General features: G+C 72.1%; 17 protein-coding genes and 1 tRNA gene. 11 read left to right on the top strand and 7 right to left on the bottom strand.

The features are described from left to right. Positions 1 to 168: 168 nt before the first annotated feature. Positions 169 to 2,604: a penicillin-binding protein gene (locus ACFY23_RS13835; RefSeq protein WP_350679357.1), complete on the top strand. Its 2,436-nt coding sequence runs from the start codon at positions 169 to 171 to the stop codon at positions 2,602 to 2,604. 85 nt (positions 2,605 to 2,689) lie between these two features. Here ACFY23_RS13835 and ACFY23_RS13830 read toward each other — a convergent pair whose 3' ends face one another. Beyond that, positions 2,690 to 3,145, bottom strand: a complete 456-nt coding sequence (locus tag ACFY23_RS13830) for a GatB/YqeY domain-containing protein (RefSeq protein WP_350679359.1) — start codon at positions 3,143 to 3,145, stop codon at positions 2,690 to 2,692. 25 nt (positions 3,146 to 3,170) lie between these two features. Between ACFY23_RS13830 and ACFY23_RS13825 the strand changes: the two genes are divergently transcribed. The 4 genes from ACFY23_RS13825 to mraY all read left to right on the top strand — a co-directional run bounded on the left by ACFY23_RS13825 (position 3,171) and on the right by mraY (position 5,830). Then, positions 3,171 to 4,064: a metallophosphoesterase gene (locus ACFY23_RS13825; protein ID WP_350679361.1), complete on the top strand. Its 894-nt coding sequence runs from the start codon at positions 3,171 to 3,173 to the stop codon at positions 4,062 to 4,064. 162 nt (positions 4,065 to 4,226) lie between these two features. After that, positions 4,227 to 4,303, top strand: a tRNA-Pro gene (locus ACFY23_RS13820). A 254-nt stretch (positions 4,304 to 4,557) separates the two neighbouring features. Further along, positions 4,558 to 4,698 carry a hypothetical protein gene (locus tag ACFY23_RS13815; protein ID WP_350679363.1) on the top strand — a complete coding sequence of 47 codons (141 nt, stop codon included), beginning with the start codon at positions 4,558 to 4,560 and terminating at the stop codon, positions 4,696 to 4,698. A 28-nt stretch (positions 4,699 to 4,726) separates the two neighbouring features. Beyond that, on the top strand, positions 4,727 to 5,830 hold the full coding sequence (gene mraY / locus ACFY23_RS13810) for a phospho-N-acetylmuramoyl-pentapeptide-transferase (RefSeq protein ID WP_350679365.1): 1,104 nt from the start codon (positions 4,727 to 4,729) through the stop codon (positions 5,828 to 5,830). A gap of 202 nt (positions 5,831 to 6,032) precedes the next feature. Here the strand turns inward: mraY and ACFY23_RS13805 are convergent, their stop codons facing one another. Both ACFY23_RS13805 and ACFY23_RS13800 read right to left on the bottom strand, forming a co-directional pair. Next, positions 6,033 to 8,945 (bottom strand): hypothetical protein, encoded by a 2,913-nt coding sequence (locus tag ACFY23_RS13805; protein WP_350819420.1) that lies wholly within the window; start codon positions 8,943 to 8,945, stop codon positions 6,033 to 6,035. Between the two features lie 265 nt (positions 8,946 to 9,210). Continuing rightward, positions 9,211 to 9,684, bottom strand: coding sequence for a hypothetical protein (locus tag ACFY23_RS13800; RefSeq protein WP_350679369.1), 474 nt, complete (start codon positions 9,682 to 9,684; stop codon positions 9,211 to 9,213). 162 nt (positions 9,685 to 9,846) lie between these two features. Here ACFY23_RS13800 and ACFY23_RS13795 point away from each other — a divergent pair, with 162 nt between their 5' ends. Beyond that, on the top strand, positions 9,847 to 11,130 hold the full coding sequence (locus ACFY23_RS13795) for an MFS transporter (RefSeq protein ID WP_350679371.1): 1,284 nt from the start codon (positions 9,847 to 9,849) through the stop codon (positions 11,128 to 11,130). Positions 11,131 to 11,592: 462 nt separating this feature from the next. Here the strand turns inward: ACFY23_RS13795 and ACFY23_RS13790 are convergent, their stop codons facing one another. Next, the gene (locus tag ACFY23_RS13790) at positions 11,593 to 13,305 is read right to left on the bottom strand and encodes a bifunctional metallophosphatase/5'-nucleotidase (protein ID WP_350679373.1); all 1,713 of its coding nucleotides are present in this window, start codon (positions 13,303 to 13,305) and stop codon (positions 11,593 to 11,595) included. Positions 13,306 to 13,616: 311 nt separating this feature from the next. Here ACFY23_RS13790 and ACFY23_RS13785 point away from each other — a divergent pair, with 311 nt between their 5' ends. Continuing rightward, the gene (locus ACFY23_RS13785; RefSeq protein ID WP_350679375.1) at positions 13,617 to 14,414 is read left to right on the top strand and encodes an alpha/beta hydrolase; all 798 of its coding nucleotides are present in this window, start codon (positions 13,617 to 13,619) and stop codon (positions 14,412 to 14,414) included. 44 nt (positions 14,415 to 14,458) lie between these two features. Next, positions 14,459 to 15,088 carry a hypothetical protein gene (locus tag ACFY23_RS13780; protein WP_350679377.1) on the top strand — a complete coding sequence of 210 codons (630 nt, stop codon included), beginning with the start codon at positions 14,459 to 14,461 and terminating at the stop codon, positions 15,086 to 15,088. Between the two features lie 15 nt (positions 15,089 to 15,103). Here ACFY23_RS13780 and ACFY23_RS13775 read toward each other — a convergent pair whose 3' ends face one another. Continuing rightward, on the bottom strand, positions 15,104 to 15,886 hold the full coding sequence (locus ACFY23_RS13775; RefSeq protein ID WP_350679379.1) for a phosphodiesterase: 783 nt from the start codon (positions 15,884 to 15,886) through the stop codon (positions 15,104 to 15,106). 217 nt (positions 15,887 to 16,103) lie between these two features. Here ACFY23_RS13775 and ACFY23_RS13770 point away from each other — a divergent pair, with 217 nt between their 5' ends. Further along, positions 16,104 to 17,525 (top strand): diguanylate cyclase, encoded by a 1,422-nt coding sequence (locus ACFY23_RS13770; RefSeq protein ID WP_350679381.1) that lies wholly within the window; start codon positions 16,104 to 16,106, stop codon positions 17,523 to 17,525. Positions 17,526 to 17,535: 10 nt separating this feature from the next. On the opposite strand, the gene ACFY23_RS13765 is transcribed toward ACFY23_RS13770, so the two are convergent. After that, positions 17,536 to 18,597: an aspartate-semialdehyde dehydrogenase gene (locus tag ACFY23_RS13765; RefSeq protein WP_350679383.1), complete on the bottom strand. Its 1,062-nt coding sequence runs from the start codon at positions 18,595 to 18,597 to the stop codon at positions 17,536 to 17,538. 4 nt (positions 18,598 to 18,601) lie between these two features. Next, positions 18,602 to 19,867 (bottom strand): aspartate kinase, encoded by a 1,266-nt coding sequence (locus ACFY23_RS13760; protein WP_350679385.1) that lies wholly within the window; start codon positions 19,865 to 19,867, stop codon positions 18,602 to 18,604. Between the two features lie 222 nt (positions 19,868 to 20,089). Between ACFY23_RS13760 and ACFY23_RS13755 the strand changes: the two genes are divergently transcribed. Continuing rightward, positions 20,090 to 20,974 (top strand): hypothetical protein, encoded by an 885-nt coding sequence (locus ACFY23_RS13755; RefSeq protein WP_350819418.1) that lies wholly within the window; start codon positions 20,090 to 20,092, stop codon positions 20,972 to 20,974. Positions 20,975 to 21,059: 85 nt separating this feature from the next. Then, a complete protein-coding gene (locus ACFY23_RS13750; RefSeq protein WP_350683329.1) occupies positions 21,060 to 21,611 on the top strand; it encodes a nitroreductase family protein in 552 nt (183 codons plus the stop codon). Positions 21,612 to 21,831 lie beyond the last annotated feature (220 nt).

Raw genomic sequence — 21,831 nt, 5'->3', positions numbered from 1 at the left:
AAACGCTGCGGGCCCCCTCGGGAAGGAGGGAGACTCGACGCCGGATTCACGCAACCACCCACCGGGGGTCGTGCGTTTAGCACAACGAGGTCGGCGCGCGCAGGAAATGGGGAAAGTAGCCCCAGCGCCCCTCGTTCCCTACTCGCGTACCCTGTCGAGGTGACCTGGATGCGGAAACGTGACCACAATGTGCTGACCAACGCCGCATCGCTACTCATATGTGGCCTGTTGGCCGGCGTGGTGGTCGCGGCGGCGGCCTTCCCCGCGGTGGCGATGTCCGGTCTTGCCGCCAAGGCCGGCGCCGAGACATTCGGCGCATTGCCCAAGGAACTGACCGTGGCCCGCGCGCCGCAGATCAGCTACCTGTACGCCTCGGACGGCAAGACCCCGCTGGCGACCATGTACGACGAGAACCGTCGCGACGTGAAGCTCAAGGACGTCGCGCCGATCATGCAGAAGGCGATCATCGCCGCCGAGGACCACGACTTCTACAAGCACAACGGCGTGGACCTCAACGGCATCGCCCGGGCGTTCGTCAACAACCAGTCCGGCGCGTCCAGCCAGCAGGGCGCCTCGACGCTGACCATGCAGTACGTCCGGTTGGCCATCGCCTACTCGGCGACCCACCCGGCCGACGTGGTCGCGGCCACCGAGGACACCAGCGCCCGCAAGCTCCGCGAGATGCGCTACGCCATCCAGATCGACAAGGAGCTCTCCAAGGACGAGATCCTGGAGCGCTACCTGAACATCGCCGCCTTCGGCAACGGCGCTTACGGCATCTACGCCGCCAGCCAGGTCTACTTCAACAAGCCGCCGAGCAAGCTCACGATCGAGGAAGCCGCCATGCTCGCCGGCATGGTGAAGGCGCCGAGCACCAACGACCCGACCACCAGGAGCGGCTACGCGGCCGCGGTCGAGCGGCGCGACTACGTCATCAAGAACATGGTCGAGATCGGCGCCATCACCCAGCAGGAAGCGGACGCCGCGATGGCCGTCAAGCTCAAGGTCACCGGCAAGCGGGCGCCCAACGGCTGCGTCTCGACCAACGAGAAGGGCTGGGGCTTCTTCTGCGACTACTTCTACCGCTGGTGGCTGCAGCAGGAGGAGTTCGGCTCGACCTCGTACGACCGTGAGCGGCGGCTGAAGAGCGGCGGCTACAGCATCATCACCACGCTCGACGCGCAGGCGCAGCGGGGCGCCGACAAGGCCGTCCGCAAGGCCAAGAGTGTGAACGCCAAGGAAGCCGCCATGGTGGCGGTGGTCGAGCCCGGCACCGGCCGGGTCCGGGCGCTGGCGGTCAACCGCAACTTCAAGATCGACGACCCGAACAAGCCCGCCAACAAGCCGCACAGCGAGCCGAAGCAGCGCAAGAAGGGCAAGCTCGGCAACTACCCGAACACCGTGAACCCGCTGCTCACCGGCGGCGACGGCATCACGGGCTACCAGGCCGGCTCGACCTTCAAGATCTTCACCATCGTGGCGGCGCTGGAGAAGGGCATCCCGCTCAGCTACACGATCAACGCTCCGCAGGTGTTCAGGTCGGAATACAGGATCCAGCCCGGTCCCGCCGCCTGTCCCGGGACCAACATCTACTGCCCGACCAACTCCGGCAAGAAGGCCGGCGGCGTGCAGAACATGTGGAGCGCCTTCGCCTCCTCCATCAACACCTACTTCGTCCCGCTGCAGCAGCAGGTCGGCGCGGAGAACGTGGTCGACGTGGCCAAGCGGCTCGGCATCCAGTTCCGGGTCGGCAAGGAAAACCAGTGGGCCAACGACAAGGAGGCCGCGCACGACTGGGGCTCGTTCACCCTGGGCGTCACGGACACCACCCCGCTGGAGTTGGCCAACGCCTACGCCACCCTCGCCGCGGACGGCAAGTACTGCGAGCCCATCCCCGTGCAGGAGATCAAGGACCCGGAGGGCAAGAAGCTCGACATCGCCAACCCGCGCTGCGAGAAGCGGGTCAGCACCGACGTCGCCCGCGCCGCCGTGGACGCGGCCCGTTGCCCGGTCGGTGACAACTCCTCCACCAGCAAGTGCGGCGGCACCCGTACGGCCGCGAACGTCAGGGGCATCGTCGACGCGCCGGTGGCCGGCAAGTCCGGCACCACCGACTCGGAGAAGACCGCCTCGCTGGTCGCGATGACCAAGCAGTACGCGGTGGCCGGCATCATGGCCGACCCGGACTGGCCGCAGACCAACGTGAAGATGAAGCACAACCAGCGCGACGGCATCAACCCGCCGGTCTACGAGACGCTGCGTGACGCCATGAAGGGCAAGGAGCGGATCAAATTCACGCCCCCGGGCCAGAAGATCTCCGAGGGCGACCAGCGCCGCATCCCCGACGTCAAGTGCCTGGACGTGGCGCAGGCGAAGTCCCGGATCGAGGCGGAGGGCTTCGAGGCGGTCGTCTCCGACAGCCGGGTCCCGTCGACCTGCGCCCCTGGCAAGGCCGCCGGCACCAGCCCCGACGGCCGGACCATCAAGGGCGGCGTGGTGACCATCCAGATCAGCGCCGGCGGCGGCACCACCACCCCGGGGAACGGGACCGGCAACGGCCAGCCGACCAACCCGGGTCGTCCGCCGGGCCGCAACGGCGGCTGAGCCGCCCCGGACCGACGAAACGGGCGGGCACCCCTCGTGGGGGTGCCCGCCCGTTTCGCGTACGCGGGTCGGCGAGAACGGCGGCTCAGAGGCCGAGCTGCCGGCGTACCTCCGCCGCCACCCGGCCACCCTCGGCCCGGCCGGCCACCGCGGCCTGGGCCGCCTTCATGGCCGGGCCCATCTGCGCCTTGCCGGTGAAGCCGCCCGCGGCGAGCGCCCCCGCCACCAGCTCGGCCAGCTCGGCCTCGGAGAGCTGCTTCGGCAGGTAGCGCTCCAGCACCTCGCCCTCGGCGGTCTCCTTCGTGGCCTGCTCGGTGCGGCCGGCGTCGGCGAAGGCGGTCGCGGCCTCCCGGCGCTTCTTCGCCTCCTTGGTCAGCACCGCGAGCACCTCGTCGTCGGTGAGCTCGCGCTTGGCCTTGCCGGCGACCTCAGCGGTGCCGACGGCGGCGAGCGCCATCCGCAGGGTGGAGGTGGTCAGCTCGTCGCGCGCCTTGAGGGCGGCGCGCATGTCGGCGGTCAGGCGGTCCTTCAGCGTGCTCATGGACGGTGAAACTACCCTGAACGCCATGCGAAAGCGCACACTATTCCGGCTTGCGGCCGGGACCGCCGCGTTGGGCGCGGCGACCCTGGCCTACGCGTCGCTCGTCGAGCGCAACATGTTCACCCTGCGGCGGTACGACGTGCCGGTGCTGCCGGCCGACGCCGAGCCGCTGCGCGTCCTGCACCTGTCCGACCTGCACATGATGCCCGACCAGGGGCGCAAGCAGCGCTGGGTGGCGTCGCTGGCCGCGCTCGACCCCGACCTGGTCGTGGTCACCGGGGACAACATGGCGCACCCCGGCGCCGTGCCCGGCGTGCTGCGCGCCCTCCAGCCGCTGCTCGACTACCCGGGAGCCTTCGTCTTCGGCTCCAACGACTACACCGGGCCGGTCTGGAAGAACCCGTTCACCTACTTCCTGCCCGACCGGGAGTACACCGAGGGCGTGGAGCTGCCGCACGAGGAGCTGCGCGACGTCTTCACCGGCGCCGGCTGGGCGGACCTGAACAACGCCCGCACCACCGTCAAGGCCGGCGGCCGGGCGGTCGAGCTGCTCGGGGTCGACGACCCGCACATCGAGCGGGACGACTACGACTCCGTCGCCGGGCCGGTGTCGCCCGCGGCCGACCTGTCGATCGCGCTGACCCACTCCCCCGAGCCGGCCGTGCTCGACCGGATGGCCGCCGACGGCTTCGGGCTGCTGCTCGCCGGGCACACCCACGGCGGCCAGGTCTGCGTGCCGGGATTCGGGGCGCTGGTCACCAACTGCGGCCTGCCCCGCTCCATGGCGCGCGGCCTGCACCGCTGGCCCGGGTCCGACTCCTGGCTGCACGTCTCCGCCGGGCTCGGCACCCACCCGACCGCGCCGGTCCGGTTCGCCTGCCCGCCGGAGGCGAGCGTGCTCACCCTGATCCCCCGCTGACCCGTACGCCGGCAGGCCGGGCCGGTTCCCCGGCCTGCCGGGACGGGGCTGCCGATCGCCCTGTCGAGCTGCCCCGTCCATCGGACCGGGCGGGCTCCCGGACCACCGGGGGTACCGAGTTTGACCCTCGGGGCGGGTGGGCTACTATTTGTCGGCACGCCTCGGGGTGTGGCGCAGCTTGGTAGCGCGCTTCGTTCGGGACGAAGAGGTCGTCGGTTCGAATCCGGCCACCCCGACCAGAGGTAACAGCAGGTCAAGGCCCCTCCACGGAGGGGCCTTGATTCGTTTTCCAGCGATCGCTGCCCTGCTGAGGCAACGAGAAGGCAGCGAACGACGCGAGCACGCCTGCGATCCCGGTCACGCGTGGACACAAGTTGAACCTCGGGCCTGGCGCCGCAAGACCGTCGTCGGATTCGTGTCGGCGAGTTACGAACCACGGCGCCGTGAGGTCCAGGGCTGCTCCGCCTGCCGTCGGATGGCAAGCTCGTGTCTCGTGATCGATGATTTCGCTGAGGACTATCTGCACGGCCAACTCAGGTCGATACGTCGGGCGCTGATCTGGAAGCTCGAAGCGGCCGGCGGCTCGCATCATGCCGACCTGTCCGACACGCATTGCCCGGTGGGGACGCCGTGAGAAATCCGGATCTCGTGGAGGTTCGCCCGTGAGGGCGGTCATCGTCGCGGCCGCGGTCGCGTTCATCATCTCCCTGTTCGGCACGCCGGTGGCGATTCGCGTCTTCACCGCGCTCAAGGCCGGCCAGCCGATCCGATCCATCGGGCTCGCCAGCAACCAGGGCAAGAAGGGCACGCCCACGATGGGCGGCGTCGTCTTCATCGTGGCGACCGTCTTCGCCTACGTCGCCGGGCACATCGCCCTGACCACCCTGCCCGAGCGGCAGATCGCGCAGGAGGGGCCGACCATGACGGCCCTGGTGCTGCTCGGGCTGTTCGTCTTCTGCGGCGCGGTCGGCTTCTTCGACGACTTCCTCAAGGTGCGCCGGCGCAACTCCGACGGACTGTCCGCCAAAGGCAAGCTGCTCGGCCAGGCGATCGTCGGCGGCGGGTTCGGCATCGCCGCGCTCTACGTGCCGAGCTCCAACGGCCAGACCGTGGCCAGCGAGCACATCTCGCTCATCCGCGACATCAGCTGGCTGGACGTCGGCAAGATCGGCGCGGTCATGGTCTTCGTCTTCGTGATCATGGCGATGTCGAACGGCGTGAACCTCACCGACGGCCTCGACGGCCTGGCCACCGGCGCGTCGATCCTGGTGCTCGGCGCGTACGCGCTGATCGGCTTCTGGCAGTACCGGCACTGGTGCGCCGACGACGCGTACGCCCGCGTGAACGACTACTGCTACCAGGCCCGGGATCCCCTGGAGATCGCCATGATCGCGGCGGCGGCGGCCGCTGCCTGCGTGGGCTTCCTGTGGTGGAACACGTCCCCGGCGCGGATCTTCATGGGTGACGTGGGCTCGCTCGGGCTCGGCGGCCTGATCGGCGGGCTCGCGGTGGCAACCCGCACCACGCTGCTTTCGATCATGATCGGCGGGCTCTTCGTCATCATCACGACGACCTGGGTGATCCAGATCGTCTCGTTCCGGACCACCGGTAGACGTGTCTTCCGGATGGTGCCGTTGCACCACCACTTCGAGTTGGCCGGATGGAGCGAGGTCAATATTGTGGTCCGGTTCTGGATCGTGGCCGGCGTCTGCGTGGCGGTCGGTCTGGGCCTGTTCTACTCGGATTTCTTGGCGGTCGTTGGATAGAAGCCACGCGACAAGCCTGTGTCGTGCCACCGACGGTGATCCGCCGGGCATCCTGGTTCCCCACCGGGGTGCCGTCTGGCAGCAGCATTGCCTGAGCCGGTCGCGGCCAGACCCTCGGTCGCTGTGCCAGCAAGGAGTCAGCAAGAAGCCGCTCGTGCGGTGGGCCGCCCCATCCGAGACGGCCCACCGCATCAAGCGCCTGTCAGGAGACGTTGACCAGGAAGTAGTAGTTCGTCGTGTCGGTCCACACCCCGTCGGCCGTGCGTCCGCGCACCCTCATGGTGTGCGAGCTCGTCGAGGTCGGGGTGTAGCTGGCGGTGGCGACCCCGGCGGCATTCGCCGGCACCATCACCGGCTCGCCGTCATCGACCCTGTACTCGAACTCCACCACACCCGGCCTGCCCTGCGTGAAGGTGAACTCACCCGGCACGCCCACGCCACCGGCCCACTCGCCGGACGGGTAGGTGGCCGACGACACCAGCGGTGCCGTGCCAACCAGGAAGGGGTAGTCCGTCTGTGGGGTGTACTCGCCGGCCGCGGTCCGGCCCCGCACCGAGAAGACGTTCTCGCCGTTGCGCTCCATAATCACCGAGATGTCGGTCACCAGCGCGTCGGGTGTCTTCGGCACACTCTGCCAGGCGCCGCCGTTGAGCTGGTACTCGAACGTCGTCACCTCGCTGATCTCGGTGTAGACACCGAACCTGCCGGTCGCGCCGATCCCGCCACGGGGCGTGTACTCGTCGTAGGCGCTGCTCACGTTCACGCGCGGGTCACGTACGCGGAAGTAGTACCGCCGCTCCGCGCTGGCCGTGCCATCGGCCGTCCGGCTGGTGACCGTCAACAGGGTGTACCCGGAATGCGTCGGCGTGATCTCGATCGTCGCCTTGCCGTCCGCTCCTGCGGCAACGACCTGCTCTTCGCCGCTGTACTCCAGCACGTAGCGGTACTCCACCACTCCGGAGCGGCCCGGGTTGAAGGTGAACCGACCCGGCTGGCCGGGCTGACCGGCGCTGCCGTTCTCGGGGTAGTCGCTGGACGACACCACCGGCGCGTCGCTGACCTCGAACGTGTAGGTCCGCGGTGGCGAGAAGGACCCGTCCAGGAAGCGCGTCCGTACCGTGAGCGTGTTGCTGCCGGAGCGGTCGGGCGCGAGCGTCACGTAAGCCCAGCTGTACTCCGGATCGGCGGTCTGCTCGGGCCCGTCGTTGAGCCGGTAGAGGTAGACGTCCACGTCCGGCATCGCCGTGTCGAAGGTGAACTCGCCGGGGATGCCCACGCCGCCCCACGCGCCGTGCTCGTAGTAGGTGCTGGAGTAGACGGTCGGCTTGGTGTCGATGACGTTGAACTCGTGCTGCGCGATCTCGGAGACGGTGCCGTCGGCACTGATGCTGCGCACGTTCAGCACGTACCAGTTCGGCTCCGTCGGCGTCCATCGCAGCACCGCGGTGCCGTCTGCTCCCGCCTCGATCCGCTGCCAGTCGTCGTAGAGGAACGCGTACTCGTACGCCACCACGCCGGGGCGGCCGGGCCGGAAGGTGAAGCTGCCCGGACGATCGACCACGCCGTCGTGGTCGGGGAACGCGAAGTCGGTCGACTCGATCAACGGGGTGTCGCGGACCCACACGTCCTCCGTGTGCGCGCCGACGAACTCGGTACCGACGTAGCTGCGCACCTGGAGCCTGATGGAACCAGCCTGCGGAAACACCACCGGGACCTCCGTGGTGCCAGCGGCGTTCGCCGGGACCCTGACCTCGTCGCCGTCACCGATCCGGTAGCCGAACTCGGTGACCCCCTCGACGTTCGTCCAGATCGCCAACTGGCTCGGCAGGCCGACACCGCCGACCGTCACCCGCACTCCCGGCGCGGTCGATCGCACGAGGAACTGGTACTCGGTCACCGCGGAGGAGTTCGACGCGCTGTCCACACTCCGCACGCTGAGATACTCGACGAACGAGGTCGGCGTGTATTCGAACGTCACGTCCGCGCCCGGTTCCGGCGCGGGGATGTAGTTGTACGTCTGGCCGAAGCGTCCCCAGTAGTAGCCGACCACGTCCGGCGATCCGTTCGCCTTCAACGTGAACGTGCCCGGAACTCCCGAGCCGCCATGCGGCAGGCCGTCATCCGGGTAAGTGGCCGAGGTGATGACGGGTGCGGCCGGCCGCTCCCCGTCCACCTTCACGTAGCACGGCTCGGCCCACTGCGAGTAGTCGTGACCGTCGTAGGCACGGGCGGTCCAGGCCACCACGGTGCCGTGCGGGTATCGCGACATGTCCCAGCCGACCTTGGAGAGAGTGCTGCCGTAACTCGACCCGAACCGTTCGGAACGCTGGTCCTCATGGCCCACCGGCCAGGCGGCGAACTGCCCGGTGAAATTGAAGTCGTTGCTGTCCGCGTCCGCGCCCCGGAGCATCAGGGTGTGGTTACGCGCCCCCACGGGCTGCGGGTCCTCCTTCGAACCGCACGACCAGGACGGAAACTCGAGCCCGATCTGCGCCACGGTCGGTGCGCGGTTGGCCTCGCTGCGGATCGTCGGGAACGGGCGGAACTTTCGGCCGTGGGAGAGCTTTCCTTCGAAGCCGTGCGGCACGCGGATCTCGACGGTGAGGGTCTGCTCGTCCTGGTTCGCCAGCTTCTGCAACGCGGGCATGATGTCCCACGCCAGGTAGCCGGGGCAGGTGGCCGCACCGCCGGCCTGGACGGTGCCGAGCAGCTCACGTCGGCGCGGCGTCGTCTCCCAGCTCGTGGTCGCCTTGATCGGATCGGTGCGCCAGAGCTCGACCGGCTGGGCCGACCCGCAGTCCGCCGCCGAGCGCTCCGCGATGACCAGGTCCGCCTTGTGGATGACGGCTCCACGGAAGCGCGAGATGTCGAAGGTGAAGTAGGACCGGGACTTGTGCTTGTTGCCATCCGCATCCGTCCAGGCACCGATCGGCGCGTCGCCGGCCGGGTTGACGAACGAGCGGTCGGGCAGATGCGAGTCGGTGTAGGCCCAGCCGGACCTGACGACGTCCCGCTGCTCGTAAGCCTGGGCCGGCATCGCGACGGCGCTGACCAGACCCGCACCAAGCATGATCCCGAGCGCTGCGGCCAGCAATCTTCGTGCGCGCGCGGACAATGCACCTCCCCCGCTGGACGATGGCGTGCCTCGCCATCGAGGTGCCCGAGCATATCGAGGTACGGCTACGTCTCACCGCCCCGATAGCGCGTTGACTCCGACCGTCGACGGCCCCGCCCGCGCATCGCCGGCCGCTCGGCGTAGTCACTGGCCGACCTACCGATCTCGCCCGCGCGAACCGTAGCGGCAACCACCGACAACCGCGGGACGCCCGCCGGTCAGCCGACGTAACGGCCGAACAGCTCGTAACGGAGCTTCGGCGCGCTCAGTCGTGGCGTTCGGTGCGCGCGATCTCGGCGAACGCGGCGGTCAGGTAGCTGTCGAGCGGCCGGCCGGTCGCGGCGAGCAGGTCGGCCACGAGCAGCGGCGCGTGCCGCGCCACGGCCGGCGGGTCGGGCGGGGACTCGTCGCCGTCCGGGTCGTAGACACCCAGGGCGCCAGCCAGCAGGACGAGCACCACGTGCGGGTCGACGTCGGGCCGCCACCGCGCCGCGCCCCGTACGCAACGTTCGAGCACCTGCCGGACGTCGTCGCCGTCCAGGCCGTCCGGGTGACCCTCCTCGAGCAGCAGCCGGACCACCGAGCCGAGGACCAGGCCGGACCGTTCGGCCGCGGCGAGCCGCGCCACCGCCACGTCGTACGCCTCGGGGTCGTGCTCACGCGCGGCGGCGACCGCGTCGACGGCGGCGGTGGCGATCTCGCGGGCGGGCGCGGGCAGGTGTCGCCAGGTCGTGGTCATCCCGACCAGCATCGCAGACGGGCCCGACAGCCAGCCGGCCCCGGCACGGCGGCGCGGCCCGGTCGGCGGGAACGTGGCCTTGGTCACCGGGCGGTGCCAGGCCACGCGGGGCGGGTCGTAAACGGCTCGCGGGCCGTCATACCCGGCGCACAGAATCGCGGCATGCTCAGTCGCGCCCTGCCCCGCCGTCCGGAAGCCCGGCGGATCCTCGTCGGCACCCTGCTGTCGGCGGTCGGGCGCGGCCTCACCCTGCCGTTCCTGTTCATCTACCTGACCGACGTCCGCGGTCTCACCGACGCCCGCGCCGGCCTGGTGATCGGCTGGTACGGCGCGGTCACCCTGGCCCTGTCGCCGCTCGGCGGCACGCTCATCGACCGGTTCGGCGCGCGCCGGGTCGTCATACCGTGCCTGCTCGTCGAGGCGGTCGGCACCGGCTCGCTGGCGCTGGTCGACTCGACCGCCTCGGCCTTCGGGGTGATGACGCTGATCGCGGTCGGCAGCTCGGCCATCTGGTCCGGGCAGAACACCATCCTCGCCTCGCTCACCGACGACGACGAGCGGCAGCGGGTCTTCGGGCTCAACTTCGCCCTGCTCAACCTCGGCATCGGCATCGGCGGCCTGACCTCCGGCGCGATCGTCGACACCGCCCGCCCGGTCACCTTCCAGGCGATCTACGTGCTCGACGCGATCAGCTACCTGATGCCCGCGCTGATCCTGCTGAGCCTGCCGCGGGTGGGTCACCGGCTCGCCGCCGGCCCGACCGGGGACCGGCCGCCGGCCGGCGGCTACCTCACGGTGCTGAAGGACCGGCCGTTCCGGCGGCTGGTCGTCTTCGGCCTGGTCCTGACCACCTGCGGCTACGCGCAGATCGAGGTGGGCTTCGCCGCGTACGCCGTGCGGGTGGTGGAGGTGTCGCCGCGCGTGGTCGCCTGGGCGCTGGCCGGCAACACGGTGATGATCGTGCTCTCCCAGCTGCTGGTCATCCGCCGGATGGAGGGACGCAGCCGGACGGGCGCGCTGGCCGTGGTGGGCGCGGTCTTCGCGACCGCCTGGCTGGTTCTCGGCGCCGCCGGCCTGGTCGGTACCGAGGACGCGCTGCTCGCGGCCCTCGGCGTGGTGGCCTGCTCGGCCATCTTCGGCTTCGGCGAGACGCTGCTGTCGCCGGTGATGCCCGCGCTGACCAACGCGCTCGCCACGGACGAGCTGCGCGGCCGCTACAACGCGATGAGCTCGATGATCTTCGGCATCAGCGGGGTGATCGGCCCGGTGACGGCGGGTCCCCTGATCGGGGCGGCCGACGGCCGGATCTGGGTCGCGGTGGTCGTCGGCGGCTGCCTGGTGGCCTCGCTGCTCGCGCTCTCCCTGCGCCCGCTGCTCACGGCGGTCCAGGACGGCCGCGTGCCGGCCACCCCGCCGGCCGCCGAGCCGGCCCCCGCGCACGCCTGATCCGGCACGCACCCCGCCGACCCGGTCCGGCCCGGTCCAGGGGGTCCGCGGGCTGCGGCGAGCCCCTCGGCGAGCGGACAGCCCTCGGTTCCGTCGGGGCGTCCCAACATCGGGAGCGTGGCCGACGCGCGGGGCGTCCCGGCACGGGGAGGGTGGCCGACGCGCGGGGCGTCCCGGCACCGGGAGCGTGGCGGACGCGTTTCAGAACGGCGATCCGGGGCAGCAGTGTCCGACGACAGTAGTTGACGCGCGGAACCGGGCAACGGCCTGCCGGCACCGGCGGCCCCGCCGCCGGACCCCGCAGCCGAGGCGACGCCCACGGCACCGGCCGGGTCGACGCCGTCGGCGACCGCCGGGCAGTCGCCGACGCCCTGACCCACCGGGGGCGATACGCGAAAGAGTGGCTGTTCGACAAGCGAACAGCCACTCTTTCCGTCGCGGTGGACCGGAGGTCTACCGCCGTCAGGCGGCGGGGGCCTCCGCGGTGGTGCGGATGCGGTCCAGGGCCGGCGCCGAGACCGGGGACTGCGCGCCCAGGTACGCCACGAAGGCGTCCAGGTCGATCATCCCGGTGGCCGCGTTCTTGCCGCCGGTGAGGACGCTGAAGCCGTCGCCGCCGCCGGAGAGGAAGTTGTTCACCGTGACCCGATAGGTGGCACCGGCGTCGACCGCCACACCACCGAAGCTGAGGCTGCCCCGGACCACCCGGGTGCCCGCGCACGGGTCCGCCGTGGTGCCGGTGGTGCCGGCCGGGTCGACGACGTAGCGGACGGTCGACGACGGGTAGAGCGTCCGGCCGGTGACGAACTGCTGCTCCAGCATGCAGTAGAGCTGCGCGCCGGTGAGGTCGAGCGTCACGAGGTTGTTGGCGAACGGCTGCACCGAGAACGCCTCCTCGTAGGTGACCGGGCCGGCGTTCAGGTCTTCGCGTACGCCACCGGGGTTCATGAAGGCGGCTACCGCGCCCTGCTCGTCGTCGGTCGCGGCGAGCTGCGCGTCGGCGATCAGGTTGCCCAGCGGGGACTCGCCCCTCACCGTGCCGAACAGGGTCTCCTGGGTCCGGTCGATCTTCTCGGTGGTCTGCCCGACCTCGCGGCCGGCCACCGGGCCGAGCACCGTCTTGTAGCGGTTGATCAGATCGGTCTGCGCCGGGTCCCTGTCGACGTTCCGGTTGACCACCACGTTCTCGGCCTTGGCGCTGATCACGTCGCCGGTGCGCCGGTCGATGGAGAGGTCGATGTCGGTGACCAGGCGGCCGAAGGAGCTGGCGCTGGTGACCAGCTTGCCGCTGATGTCGCAGTTGTACGCCTGGTGGGTGTGGCCGCTGACGACGACGTCGATCGACGGGTCCATCCGGTTGGCGATGTCCACGATCGGGCCGGAGATGCCCTTGCAGTCGTTGATGCCGCCGGTGGCGTCCTGGGTGCCGCCCTCGTGCAGCAGCACGACGATGGTCTCGACGCCCTTGGCACGCAGCTCGCGGGCGTACCGGTTGGCGGTCGCCGCCTCGTCGGCGAAGGTCAGGCCGGCGACGCCCTGCGGGCTGACGATCTGCGGGGTGCCCTCCAGGGTCATGCCGATGAAGCCGACCTTGACGCCCTGCACCTTGTGGATGGCGTACGGGGCGAGCAGCGGCTGCCCGGTGGCGGTCTTGAACGCGTTCGCCGAGAGGTACTGGAAGCCGGCGCCCTCGTACGGGGTGCCGTCGGCGCAGCCGTCGACGGGGTGGCAGCCGCCGTTCTGGATGCGCAGCAGCTCGTCGGCGCCCTCGTCGAACTCGTGGTTGCCGACGCTGGCGTAGTCGAGCCCGGCCAGCGACAGCGCCTCGATGGTCGGCTCGTCGTGGAACGCGGCGGAGAGCAGCGGGGAGGCGCCGATCAGGTCGCCGGCCGCCACGGTGATGGTGTTCTGCTCCTTGGCGGCGCGCTTGCGCAGCTCGGCGAGCTGGGTGGCGAGGTATTCGGCCCCGCCGGCGGGCTGCCCGGCGATGGTGCCGTTGGTGGTGCCGGTCGGCGGTTCGAGGTTGCCGTGGAAGTCGTTGAGGGCGAGCAGCTTGACGGCGACCGGCTTCGGGCCGGCGTCCGCCTGGTCGGGGGTGGTCGTGACCGCGCCGAACGCGGTCACGGCGAGCGCGGTCAGGCCGATGGTGGCCCGACGCATCCCGGGGATGGACATGGAACTCCTCGTGAGAAGCCGGCGCGGGCGCCCGGGCATTGCTGCACGCCCGTCGGGCCCCGCGCCGTCGGCGGGGTTCGGTCGCGGTGGCGGCGGTGGGGGACCGCCGCCGCGTCGGTGACAGCCTCTCATCGACGGCCGCCGTCGGTCGACCGGGGCGGGCCCGCAGACCTGGGATTACCCCGTCGACCGGGACAGGTCTGGACGGGCGTTTCCGACATGCCCGGCAGGCGATGGCCGGTCGTCGCGGTTGTCGGCGGGCTGGTCTAGAAAGGACCGGACGGACGGCGTACGACGGGAAGGATGATCGGATGAACGGGACCCCGGCGGTGGAGACGGTGCGGTCGGCCGACGGCACCCGGATCGCGTACGAGCGCGCGGGCGACGGGCCACCGATCATCCTGGTCGGCGGGGCCTTCAACGACCGGTCGACGACCCGGGCGCTGGCCGGGGCGCTCGCGCCGGACTTCACCGTCGTCGGCTACGACCGGCGCGGCCGGGGCGACAGCGGCGACACCGCGCCCTACGCGGTCGAGCGGGAGATCGAGGACATCGCCGCGCTGGTCGCCGCGGTCGGCGGCACGGTGCACCTCTACGGCGTCTCGTCCGGCGCGATCCTCGCCGCGCTCGCCACGGCGCACGGGCTGCCGGTCGGCGGGCTCGCCCTGTTCGAGCCGCCGTTCCAGGTCGGCCCGCACGCCGGCTCCCGGCCGGACGTCTCGGCCCGGACGGCCGAGCTGATCGCCGCCGGCGACCGGGCCGGGGCGGTCGAGGCGTTCATGCTCCACGCGGTGGGGCTGCCCGCCGAGGCGGTGGCCGGGATGCGCGGCGAACCGGTGTGGCCCTACCTGGAGTCCCTGGCCCACACCCTCCCGTACGACACGTCGGTCAGCGCCGGCGGCGTGCCGCCGGTCGACCGGCTGGCCACGATCACCGCCCGCACCGTGGTGGTGGACAGCACGGGCAGCCCGCAGTGGTTGCGCGACGGCGCCCGCGCGGCGGCCGAGGCGATTCCGGGCGCCCGCCACGTCAGCCTCGACGGCGGCTACCACGAGGTGCCGGCCGAGACGCTCGCCCCGGTGCTGCGCGACGCCCTGCTCCGCTATTGACGACCGCTGATACACCGGAGTGGGTGAGCTCCGGAGGAGGCAGGGTGTCGGAGGAGCAGAAGAACCGGGCCCTCGAGGCGGCCCTGGCGGACGCGGCGGCGATCCGGGCGACGATCGAACGCAAGGCCAACCACAACCAGGCACTCGTCGGGGTGAACCTGACCGCGGTCGCGGCGATCGCCGGCTTCGTCCTCTCGGAGAAGGCAGACCTGCGGATGTTCCTGCTCCTGCCGGTGCTCAGCACCGCCCTGGGGCTGAGCGTCGTCTCCCAGTACCGGGACATCCGCATCGCCGGTCAGTACATCGAGCAGGTGTTGCGCCCCGCCATCGCGCGCTACACCGGCGAGCCCAGCCTCTTCGGCTGGGAGGTCTTCTACTGGCGGCGCAAGCACGACGGGCACGTGGCGCAGGCGCTCGCCATGGGGGTGATCTTCCCGGGGGTGTCCACCCTCGCCCTGGCGGTCACGCTCCCCGGCATCCGCACGACCGCCGACAAGCTGGCCTGGGCCGTCGGGGCGGCGATGCTCCTGTTGCTGCTCGGCGCGTGGTCCAACCGTCTCCACGAGATGGTCCGCGCCCGTTGGGCCCGGTTCCGCCGCGCCTCGCCCCGCCGGGCGCCCGGCGGGGCGGCCCTGGCCGGCGACGACGGCACCCGCACGCCGACGGCGGTCTGACCGGCGGCCCCGCCCTCAGAATCCGCAGGTCTTGCCGGCGGCGTGGCTGACCTGCACCAGATGGGTGACGCAGCCGCCCCCGGCGACGCGGTGCAGCAGGAAGCCGGTCGGCTCGGTGACCCAGCCGAGCTGCTCGTCGGCGCTCATGGTGAGCGAACTCTGCCGCCAGGTGCTCGGCGCGGTGGTGAGCACCGTGCCGGCGAAGGTCACCGTGACCGGGCGGTGGACGTGCCCGGCGACCACCCGGGCGACGTGCGGGTGCCGGGCGATCACCTCGGCCAGCGCGTCCCCGTCGGTCAGCCGGATGTCGTCGGCGACGGGGATGCCGACCGGCGCCGGCGGGTGGTGCAGGCAGACCACGGCCGGCACCTCCGGCCGGCCGGCCAGCACCCCGTCCAGCCAGCCGAGCTGGTCCTCGCCGAGGCAGCCGGCGCCGTTCCCGGCCGGCATCAGCGAATCCAGCACCACGATCGTCGCCTCGGGGTGGTCGACGTGGTAGTAGGCCGAGAAGCCGCCACCGAGCCACGGCGTGCCGCCGAACGTGTCGAGCAGCGACTCCCGGTCGTCGTGGTTGCCGGCGACCAGGTGCACCGGCAGCGGGAACCGGCCGATGATCTCGCGCAGCGCGACGTACTCGTCGGGACGGCCGTGGTCGACGAGGTCGCCGGTGATGACCACGCAGTCCGGCCGGGGGTTCAGCGCCAGCGCCCGGCCGAGGGCGCGGTGCAGGCCGACGGCCGGTTCGGCGGCGAGCACGCCGGTGGTCACGTGCGGATCACTGAGCTGGGCGATGAGCATCCGTGCCTCCACTCGACCGGGACCCTCACGCTATCGCCGCGAGGCCCGCCGCGCGGCCCGCCCGAACCCACAGGCCGTGTCCACACCCTGTGGATAGCACATGTGTACGAAGGCTGTGGACGATCTTGCTCCCGGGCGGTACATCGCCTCGCTGAGTACCCTTGGTGCGGGCCCGCCCTCCGGCCGGCACCCCTCTCTACCTGGAACGACGTGCCCAGTGGATCACGAGCGAGTCATCCGTGACGTGACGGTCCGCCTCCCCATGGCGTCGACCGCCCTGGAGGCGTGCCAGTGGACCGTCACCGCGCTCGCCCGGCACGCGCCGGCCACCATCTCCGTCCTGCTCCAGGTGCACGACCGGCTCCGCTGCGTCGCGGCGACCGGCTCCTGGCAGGTCTTCTCGACCGTGCCGCCGAAGACCGGGATCGTCGGGCGGGTGTACGCCTCCGGCGAGACCGCCGTCGTGCCCGACGTCGCCGACGACCCCGACTACATCCCGGTGCGCCCCGACGTCACCGCCGAGGTCTGCGTACCGGTGCTGGACCCGGCGGGGCGGCCGATCGGCGTGCTGGACCTCCAGTGGCGCGGGCCGGCCGACCTGGCCCGCTGGGCGGAGATCGCCGAGCGGCTGGCCGCCCGGCTCGGCGCCCGGATCGTGGCGCTCGGCGGGCCGCCCGCGGAGAGCCGCAGCGAGAAACTGCTCCGGCACGCCACCGCGCTGACCTCCGCGTTGACGGATTGGGACCTGTTCGCCGCCGCGATCGCCGCGGCCCGGGACGTCTCCGCCCTCTCCGCCGCCGTGCTGGTGCTCGCCGGGCCGGAGGGCCCCCGCCTGGGTGCGCCCACGGCCGCCCCCGGCGAGTTCGAGTCCCGCATCCGGGCGGAGCTGACCGAGGCGGGCCCGGCCGCGCTGGGCCGGATGATCAGCCGCGCCCACCACCACGGCGTGGGGTACACGCTCGGCGAGGCGGGGCACCCGCCGGTCCCCGACCACCGGCCGCTGTCCCGGGCCGGCGTGCGCACCCTGGTCGCGGTGCCGGTCGGCCCACCCGGCGACGGCGGGGTGCTGCTGGTCGCCGACGAGCGGCTGCTGCGTCCCGACCCGACCACCGTCAGCCTGCTGGAGCTGCTGGCCGGCCAGGCGTGGAGCTGCCTGGACCGGCTGCGTACCCTCGCCCGGCTGCGCGAGCAGGCCAACTCCGACCCGCTGACCGGGCTGCGCCACACCGGCCCGTTCGGCCGGCGCATCGCCGTGGCCACCCCCGGTCGTACGGCCCTGCTGGCGATCGACGTGGACGGCTTCAAGAGCGTCAACGACACGTACGGCCACCAGGCCGGCGACCGGGTGCTGGTCCGGCTGGCCCGGGCCCTGGAGGGGGCGCTGCGGCAGGGCGACGAGCTGTACCGGATCGGCGGCGACGAGTTCGTGGCGGTGATCGAGGTGAACCGCCCCGACGAGGCCGTCCGGATCGCCGAGCGCCTCACCGAGGCGGCACGGCGGATCGGCCGCACGATCAGCGTGGGGGTGGCCCTGCCCCGCCCCGGCGAGTCCCCCGAACTCACCCTCCGCCGCGCCGACCAGGCGCTCTACGCGGTCAAGCGGCACGGCCGCGACGGCGTCCGCCTTGCCGCCGCCTGACCCGGTGGGGTCAGCGGGGGGTCAGTTCCTTGGCGAGGAGTTCGGCGATCTGGGCGGTGTTGAGGGCCGCGCCCTTGCGCAGGTTGTCGCCGGTGACGAAGAAGTCCAGGGCGCGCGGGTCGTCGACGGCGCGGCGGATCCGGCCCACCCAGGACGGGTCGGTGCCGACCGCGTCGATCGGCATCGGGAACTCGCCGGCGCCCGGGTCGTCGACCAGGATCACCCCGGGGGCGTTGCGCAGCACCTCGCGGGCGCCCTCGGCGTCCACCTCGGTGGCGAAGACCGCGTGCACCGCGATGGAGTGGCCGGTCACCACCGGCACCCGTACACAGGTGGCCGAGACCTTGAGGTCGGGCAGCCCGAGGATCTTGCGCGACTCGTTGCGCAGCTTCATCTCCTCGGACGACCAGCCCGCCTCGACCAGCGAGCCGGCCCAGGGCACCACGTTGAGCGCCAGCGGCGCCGGGAACGGGCCCAGCTCGTCGCCGACCGCCTGGCGTACGTCGCCGGGGCGGGAGCCCAGCGCCCGGTCGCCGGCGATCTTGGCGAGCTGGGTGTGCAGGGTGTCCACGCCGGCCTGACCACCGCCGGAGACCGCCTGGTAGGAGGCGAGGACCAGCTCGCGCAGCCCGTACTCGCGGTGCAGCGGGGCGACCGCGACGATCATCGCGAGCGTGGTGCAGTTGGCGTTGGCGATGATCCCCTTCGGCCGGTTGCGCACCTGCTCGGGGTTGATCTCCGGCACCACCAGCGGGACGTCGCGGTCCATCCGGAAGGCGCCGGAGTTGTCCACCACGACGGCGCCCCGGCCCACCGCGACCGGGGCCCACTGGGCGGAGACGTCGTCCGGCACGTCGAACATCGCCACGTCGACGCCGTCGAACGCCTCCGGGGTCAGCGCCTGGACGGTGAGCTCCTCGCCCCGGCAGCGCACCCGCCGCCCGACCGAGCGTTCGGAGGCGAGCAGCCGGATCTCTCCCCAGACGTTCTTGCGCCCGGTGAGCAGCTCGCACATCACGGTGCCGACGGCACCGGTCGCTCCGACCACGGCCAGGGTGGGCAGCGACGACACGGGGCTACCGTCCCGTCCCCGCGTAGACGACGGCCTCGGTGTCGCCGCCGAGGTCGAAGGCCTCGTGGATGGCGCGCACGGCGGCGTCCAGGTCGGTGTCGCGGCAGACCACGGAGACCCGGATCTCCGAGGTGGAGATCATCTCGATGTTCACCCCGGCCGCGCCGAGGGCGGCGAAGAAGCCGGCCGCGACGCCGGGGTGCGAACGCATGCCCGCCCCGATCAGCGACACCTTGCCGACGTGGTCGTCGTAGAGCAGGCCCTTGAACTTGACCGGCTCCTGGATCTTGCTGAGCGCGGCCATGGCCGTCGGGCCGTCGGTCTTGGGCAGGGTGAAGGAGATGTCCGTGCGCCCGGTGCCCTCGGTGGAGACGTTCTGCACGATCATGTCGATGTTGATCTCGGCGCCGGCCACGGTGTCGAAGATCCGCGCGGCGGCGCCCGGCTCGTCGGGCACCCCCACGATCGTGATCTTGGCTTCGCTGCGGTCGTGGGCGACCCCGGTGATCAGTGCTTGCTCCACAGGAAGGTCCTCCATCGATCCGGTGACCATCGTGCCGGTGTTGGTCGAGTATGACGAACGGACGTGGATCGGCAAGCCCGCCCGGCGGGCGTACTCCACGCTGCGCAGGTGCAGGACCTTGGCGCCGCAGGCGGCCAGCTCCAGCATCTCCTCGTAGGTGATCTGCTTGATGTGCCGGGCGTTGGGGACGATCCGCGGGTCGGCGCTGAAGACGCCGTCGACGTCGGTGTAGATCTCGCAGACGTCCGCGTGCAGGGCGGCGGCCAGCGCCACGGCGGTGGTGTCGGAACCGCCCCGGCCGAGCGTCGTGACGTCCTTGGTGTCCTGGGAGACGCCCTGGAAGCCGGCGACGATCACCACCGCGCCCTCGTCGAGCGCGCCCTTGAGCCGGCCCGGCGTGACGTCGATGATCCGCGCCCGGCCGTGCACCGACGTGGTGATCACGCCGGCCTGCGAACCGGTGAACGAGCGGGCCTCGTACCCCAGGTTGTGGATGGCCATGGCGAGCAGCGCCATGGAGATCCGCTCCCCGGCCGTGAGCAGCATGTCCAGCTCGCGGCCCGGCGGCAGCGGGCTGACCTGGTTGGCCAGGTCGAGCAGCTCGTCGGTGGTGTCCCCCATGGCGGAGACCACCACCACGACGTCGTCGCCGGCCTTGCGGGCGGCGACGATCCGCTCGGCCACGCGCTTGATCCGCTCGGCGTTGGCGACGGAGGACCCGCCGTACTTCTGCACCACGAGTGCCACGACGGTGCACTCCCTCCCAGCGACGACCCTGAGCGTGCCGACGCCGCCGGTCGGGGCCGGCGGCGCGTGTCAGACGCCTTCAGGGTATCGGTCGGCCGGCTCGACCGGGTCAGGTGATCCCACGATCCGGCCCGGCCGACGCGGGGGCGTGGCGCGCGACACGCCGGGCGGACGCGGCGGCATGGGTCCACGCGCGGCGTTCCCGGGCCGCAGAATGACCCGGTGCACGCCCACCTGAGTCCGGCCGGCCCCCGCGGGCGCGATGGTCGGCCCGCCCGGGCCGCGGAGGCCGCCGCCACGGAGCACCGCGCCCCCGCCGCCGGTCTCCGCCCCCTGGCGCGGCCGGCCCGACGCCTCGCCGGCCCGCTCGCGCTCGCCCTGCCGGCGCTCCTCGTCGCCTGTACCGCCGACGAGCCGGTCACGCCGCCGACCCCCACGTCGACGCCTGTCCCGGCGGGGCCGGACGCGGCGCGGGACGCGCTGGCCGCGCTCGCCGCGGCGGCGCAGGACCGGCACATGGTCGCCGGCTACACGCTGCGCAGCCCGGACGCCCCGGACCGCACGATCATGGTGACCAGCGCGAACGACGGCACCTGGCGGGTCGACGTCCCGGGCGGCGCGCTCGGCGGCGCGGCGGACGTCTCGTTCGCCGCCACCGCCGACGGGCTGTTCCAGTGCGCCCTACCGTCCGCCGCCCGGCCCGAGCCGGCGAGCTGCGTACGCCTCGGCGACCGGAACGACGCGGTGCCCCGGCGGCTGGACCCCCGGGTGCAGCACCCGTTCACCGACTGGCTGGACGTGCTGACCGACCGGCGGGCCCCGCTCGCCGTGTCACCCGCCCAGCCCCTGCCCGGGGCGTCGGGCACCTGCTACTCGGTCGAGACCACCTCGACCTCGATCAACGCCCCGCTGGACGTGGGCATCTACTGCTACGACGCCGACGGCACGCCCACCGCGGTGCGGACGGCGTTCGGCACCCTCACCCTGGTCGGGCCGCCCGGGCCGGCCCCGGCGACCGTGCAGCTCGCCGGCCCCGTGGTCGACGCCGAGCCACTCGGCACGGCCCCGCCCGAGCCGAGCGGCAGCCCGGGCGCGGGAACGTCCTGACCCAGCGGCACGTTACGGGTGCTTTTCACCACATTCGGACATCCCGTCCATAACTACTGAATCGCCCGTGCGGGACACTCGTCGCATGGTCGACCTCACCCCGCTGCTCGCGTTCCGCTGGAGCCCCCGGTCCTTCGACCCGACGGCGGAGCTGGCCCCCGACCACGCGTCGGCGCTGCTCGAGGCGGCCCGCTGGGCACCCTCGGCCGGCAACGTCCAGCCGTGGCGGTTCGTCCTCGGGCACCGCGACGACGAGACGTTCAAGCGGATCCTGGTGAACCTGCCGGAGCCGGACCAGCGATGGGCCCAGCGCGCCTCCGCCCTGCTGCTGGGCACCCACCTGACCGGGGCCGCCGGGCACCTCTACGACCTGGGCCAGGCGATCGCCCACCTCACCGTGCAGGCCACGGCGCTCGGCCTGCACGTACGCCAACTGCGCGGCCTGGACCCCGCCGGCCTGGCCACCGACCTCGACCTGCCGGCCGGCGTACGGCCGCACGTGGTGGTGGCCGTCGGACAGGTCGGCGACCCGCTCAGCCTGCCCGCCGACCTGCTCGGATCGGAGACCGGCCTGCGCCGCCGCCTCCCCCTGGCCGAGATCCTGCTGACCAGCCGGAATGCGAAGTGCGTCTCATAGTCCGGACCTTCCTTCCCGCGCCTCGTCCCACCACGTAGGGTTACCTGGTCATGTGGCGGGCGTACCTCCTCCTTGGTCGCCGCGACGAGGCCTGAAGGCCGGCACCTCGTCGCGGAGTCGAACCGCGCCGTCCAGCACATCCGAACTTCCCATCGGCACCGCCCGGGCACCGTCGCCCCGGCACCTGGCCGACACCTTCCGATTGCTGACGTCACATGTT

Source organism: Micromonospora sp. NPDC000121 (genome assembly GCF_042899165.1).
GTDB lineage: Bacteria > Actinomycetota > Actinomycetes > Mycobacteriales > Micromonosporaceae > Micromonospora.
This window is presented reverse-complemented; position numbering and strand designations above follow the sequence as displayed.

Excerpts from the sequence above, each read along its gene's own strand:
- ACFY23_RS13775 (WP_350679379.1), bottom strand. The coding sequence starts at position 15,886 with ATGCTCATCGCCCAGCTCAGTGATCCGCACGTGACCACCGGCGTGCTC.
- ACFY23_RS13750 (WP_350683329.1), top strand. The coding sequence starts at position 21,060 with ATGGTCGACCTCACCCCGCTGCTCGCGTTCCGCTGGAGCCCCCGGTCC.
- ACFY23_RS13825 (WP_350679361.1), top strand. The coding sequence starts at position 3,171 with ATGCGAAAGCGCACACTATTCCGGCTTGCGGCCGGGACCGCCGCGTTG.
- ACFY23_RS13835 (WP_350679357.1), top strand. The coding sequence starts at position 169 with ATGCGGAAACGTGACCACAATGTGCTGACCAACGCCGCATCGCTACTC.
- ACFY23_RS13800 (WP_350679369.1), bottom strand. The coding sequence starts at position 9,684 with ATGACCACGACCTGGCGACACCTGCCCGCGCCCGCCCGCGAGATCGCC.
- ACFY23_RS13790 (WP_350679373.1), bottom strand. The coding sequence starts at position 13,305 with ATGTCCATCCCCGGGATGCGTCGGGCCACCATCGGCCTGACCGCGCTC.
- ACFY23_RS13785 (WP_350679375.1), top strand. The coding sequence starts at position 13,617 with ATGAACGGGACCCCGGCGGTGGAGACGGTGCGGTCGGCCGACGGCACC.
- ACFY23_RS13830 (WP_350679359.1), bottom strand. The coding sequence starts at position 3,145 with ATGAGCACGCTGAAGGACCGCCTGACCGCCGACATGCGCGCCGCCCTC.
- ACFY23_RS13795 (WP_350679371.1), top strand. The coding sequence starts at position 9,847 with ATGCTCAGTCGCGCCCTGCCCCGCCGTCCGGAAGCCCGGCGGATCCTC.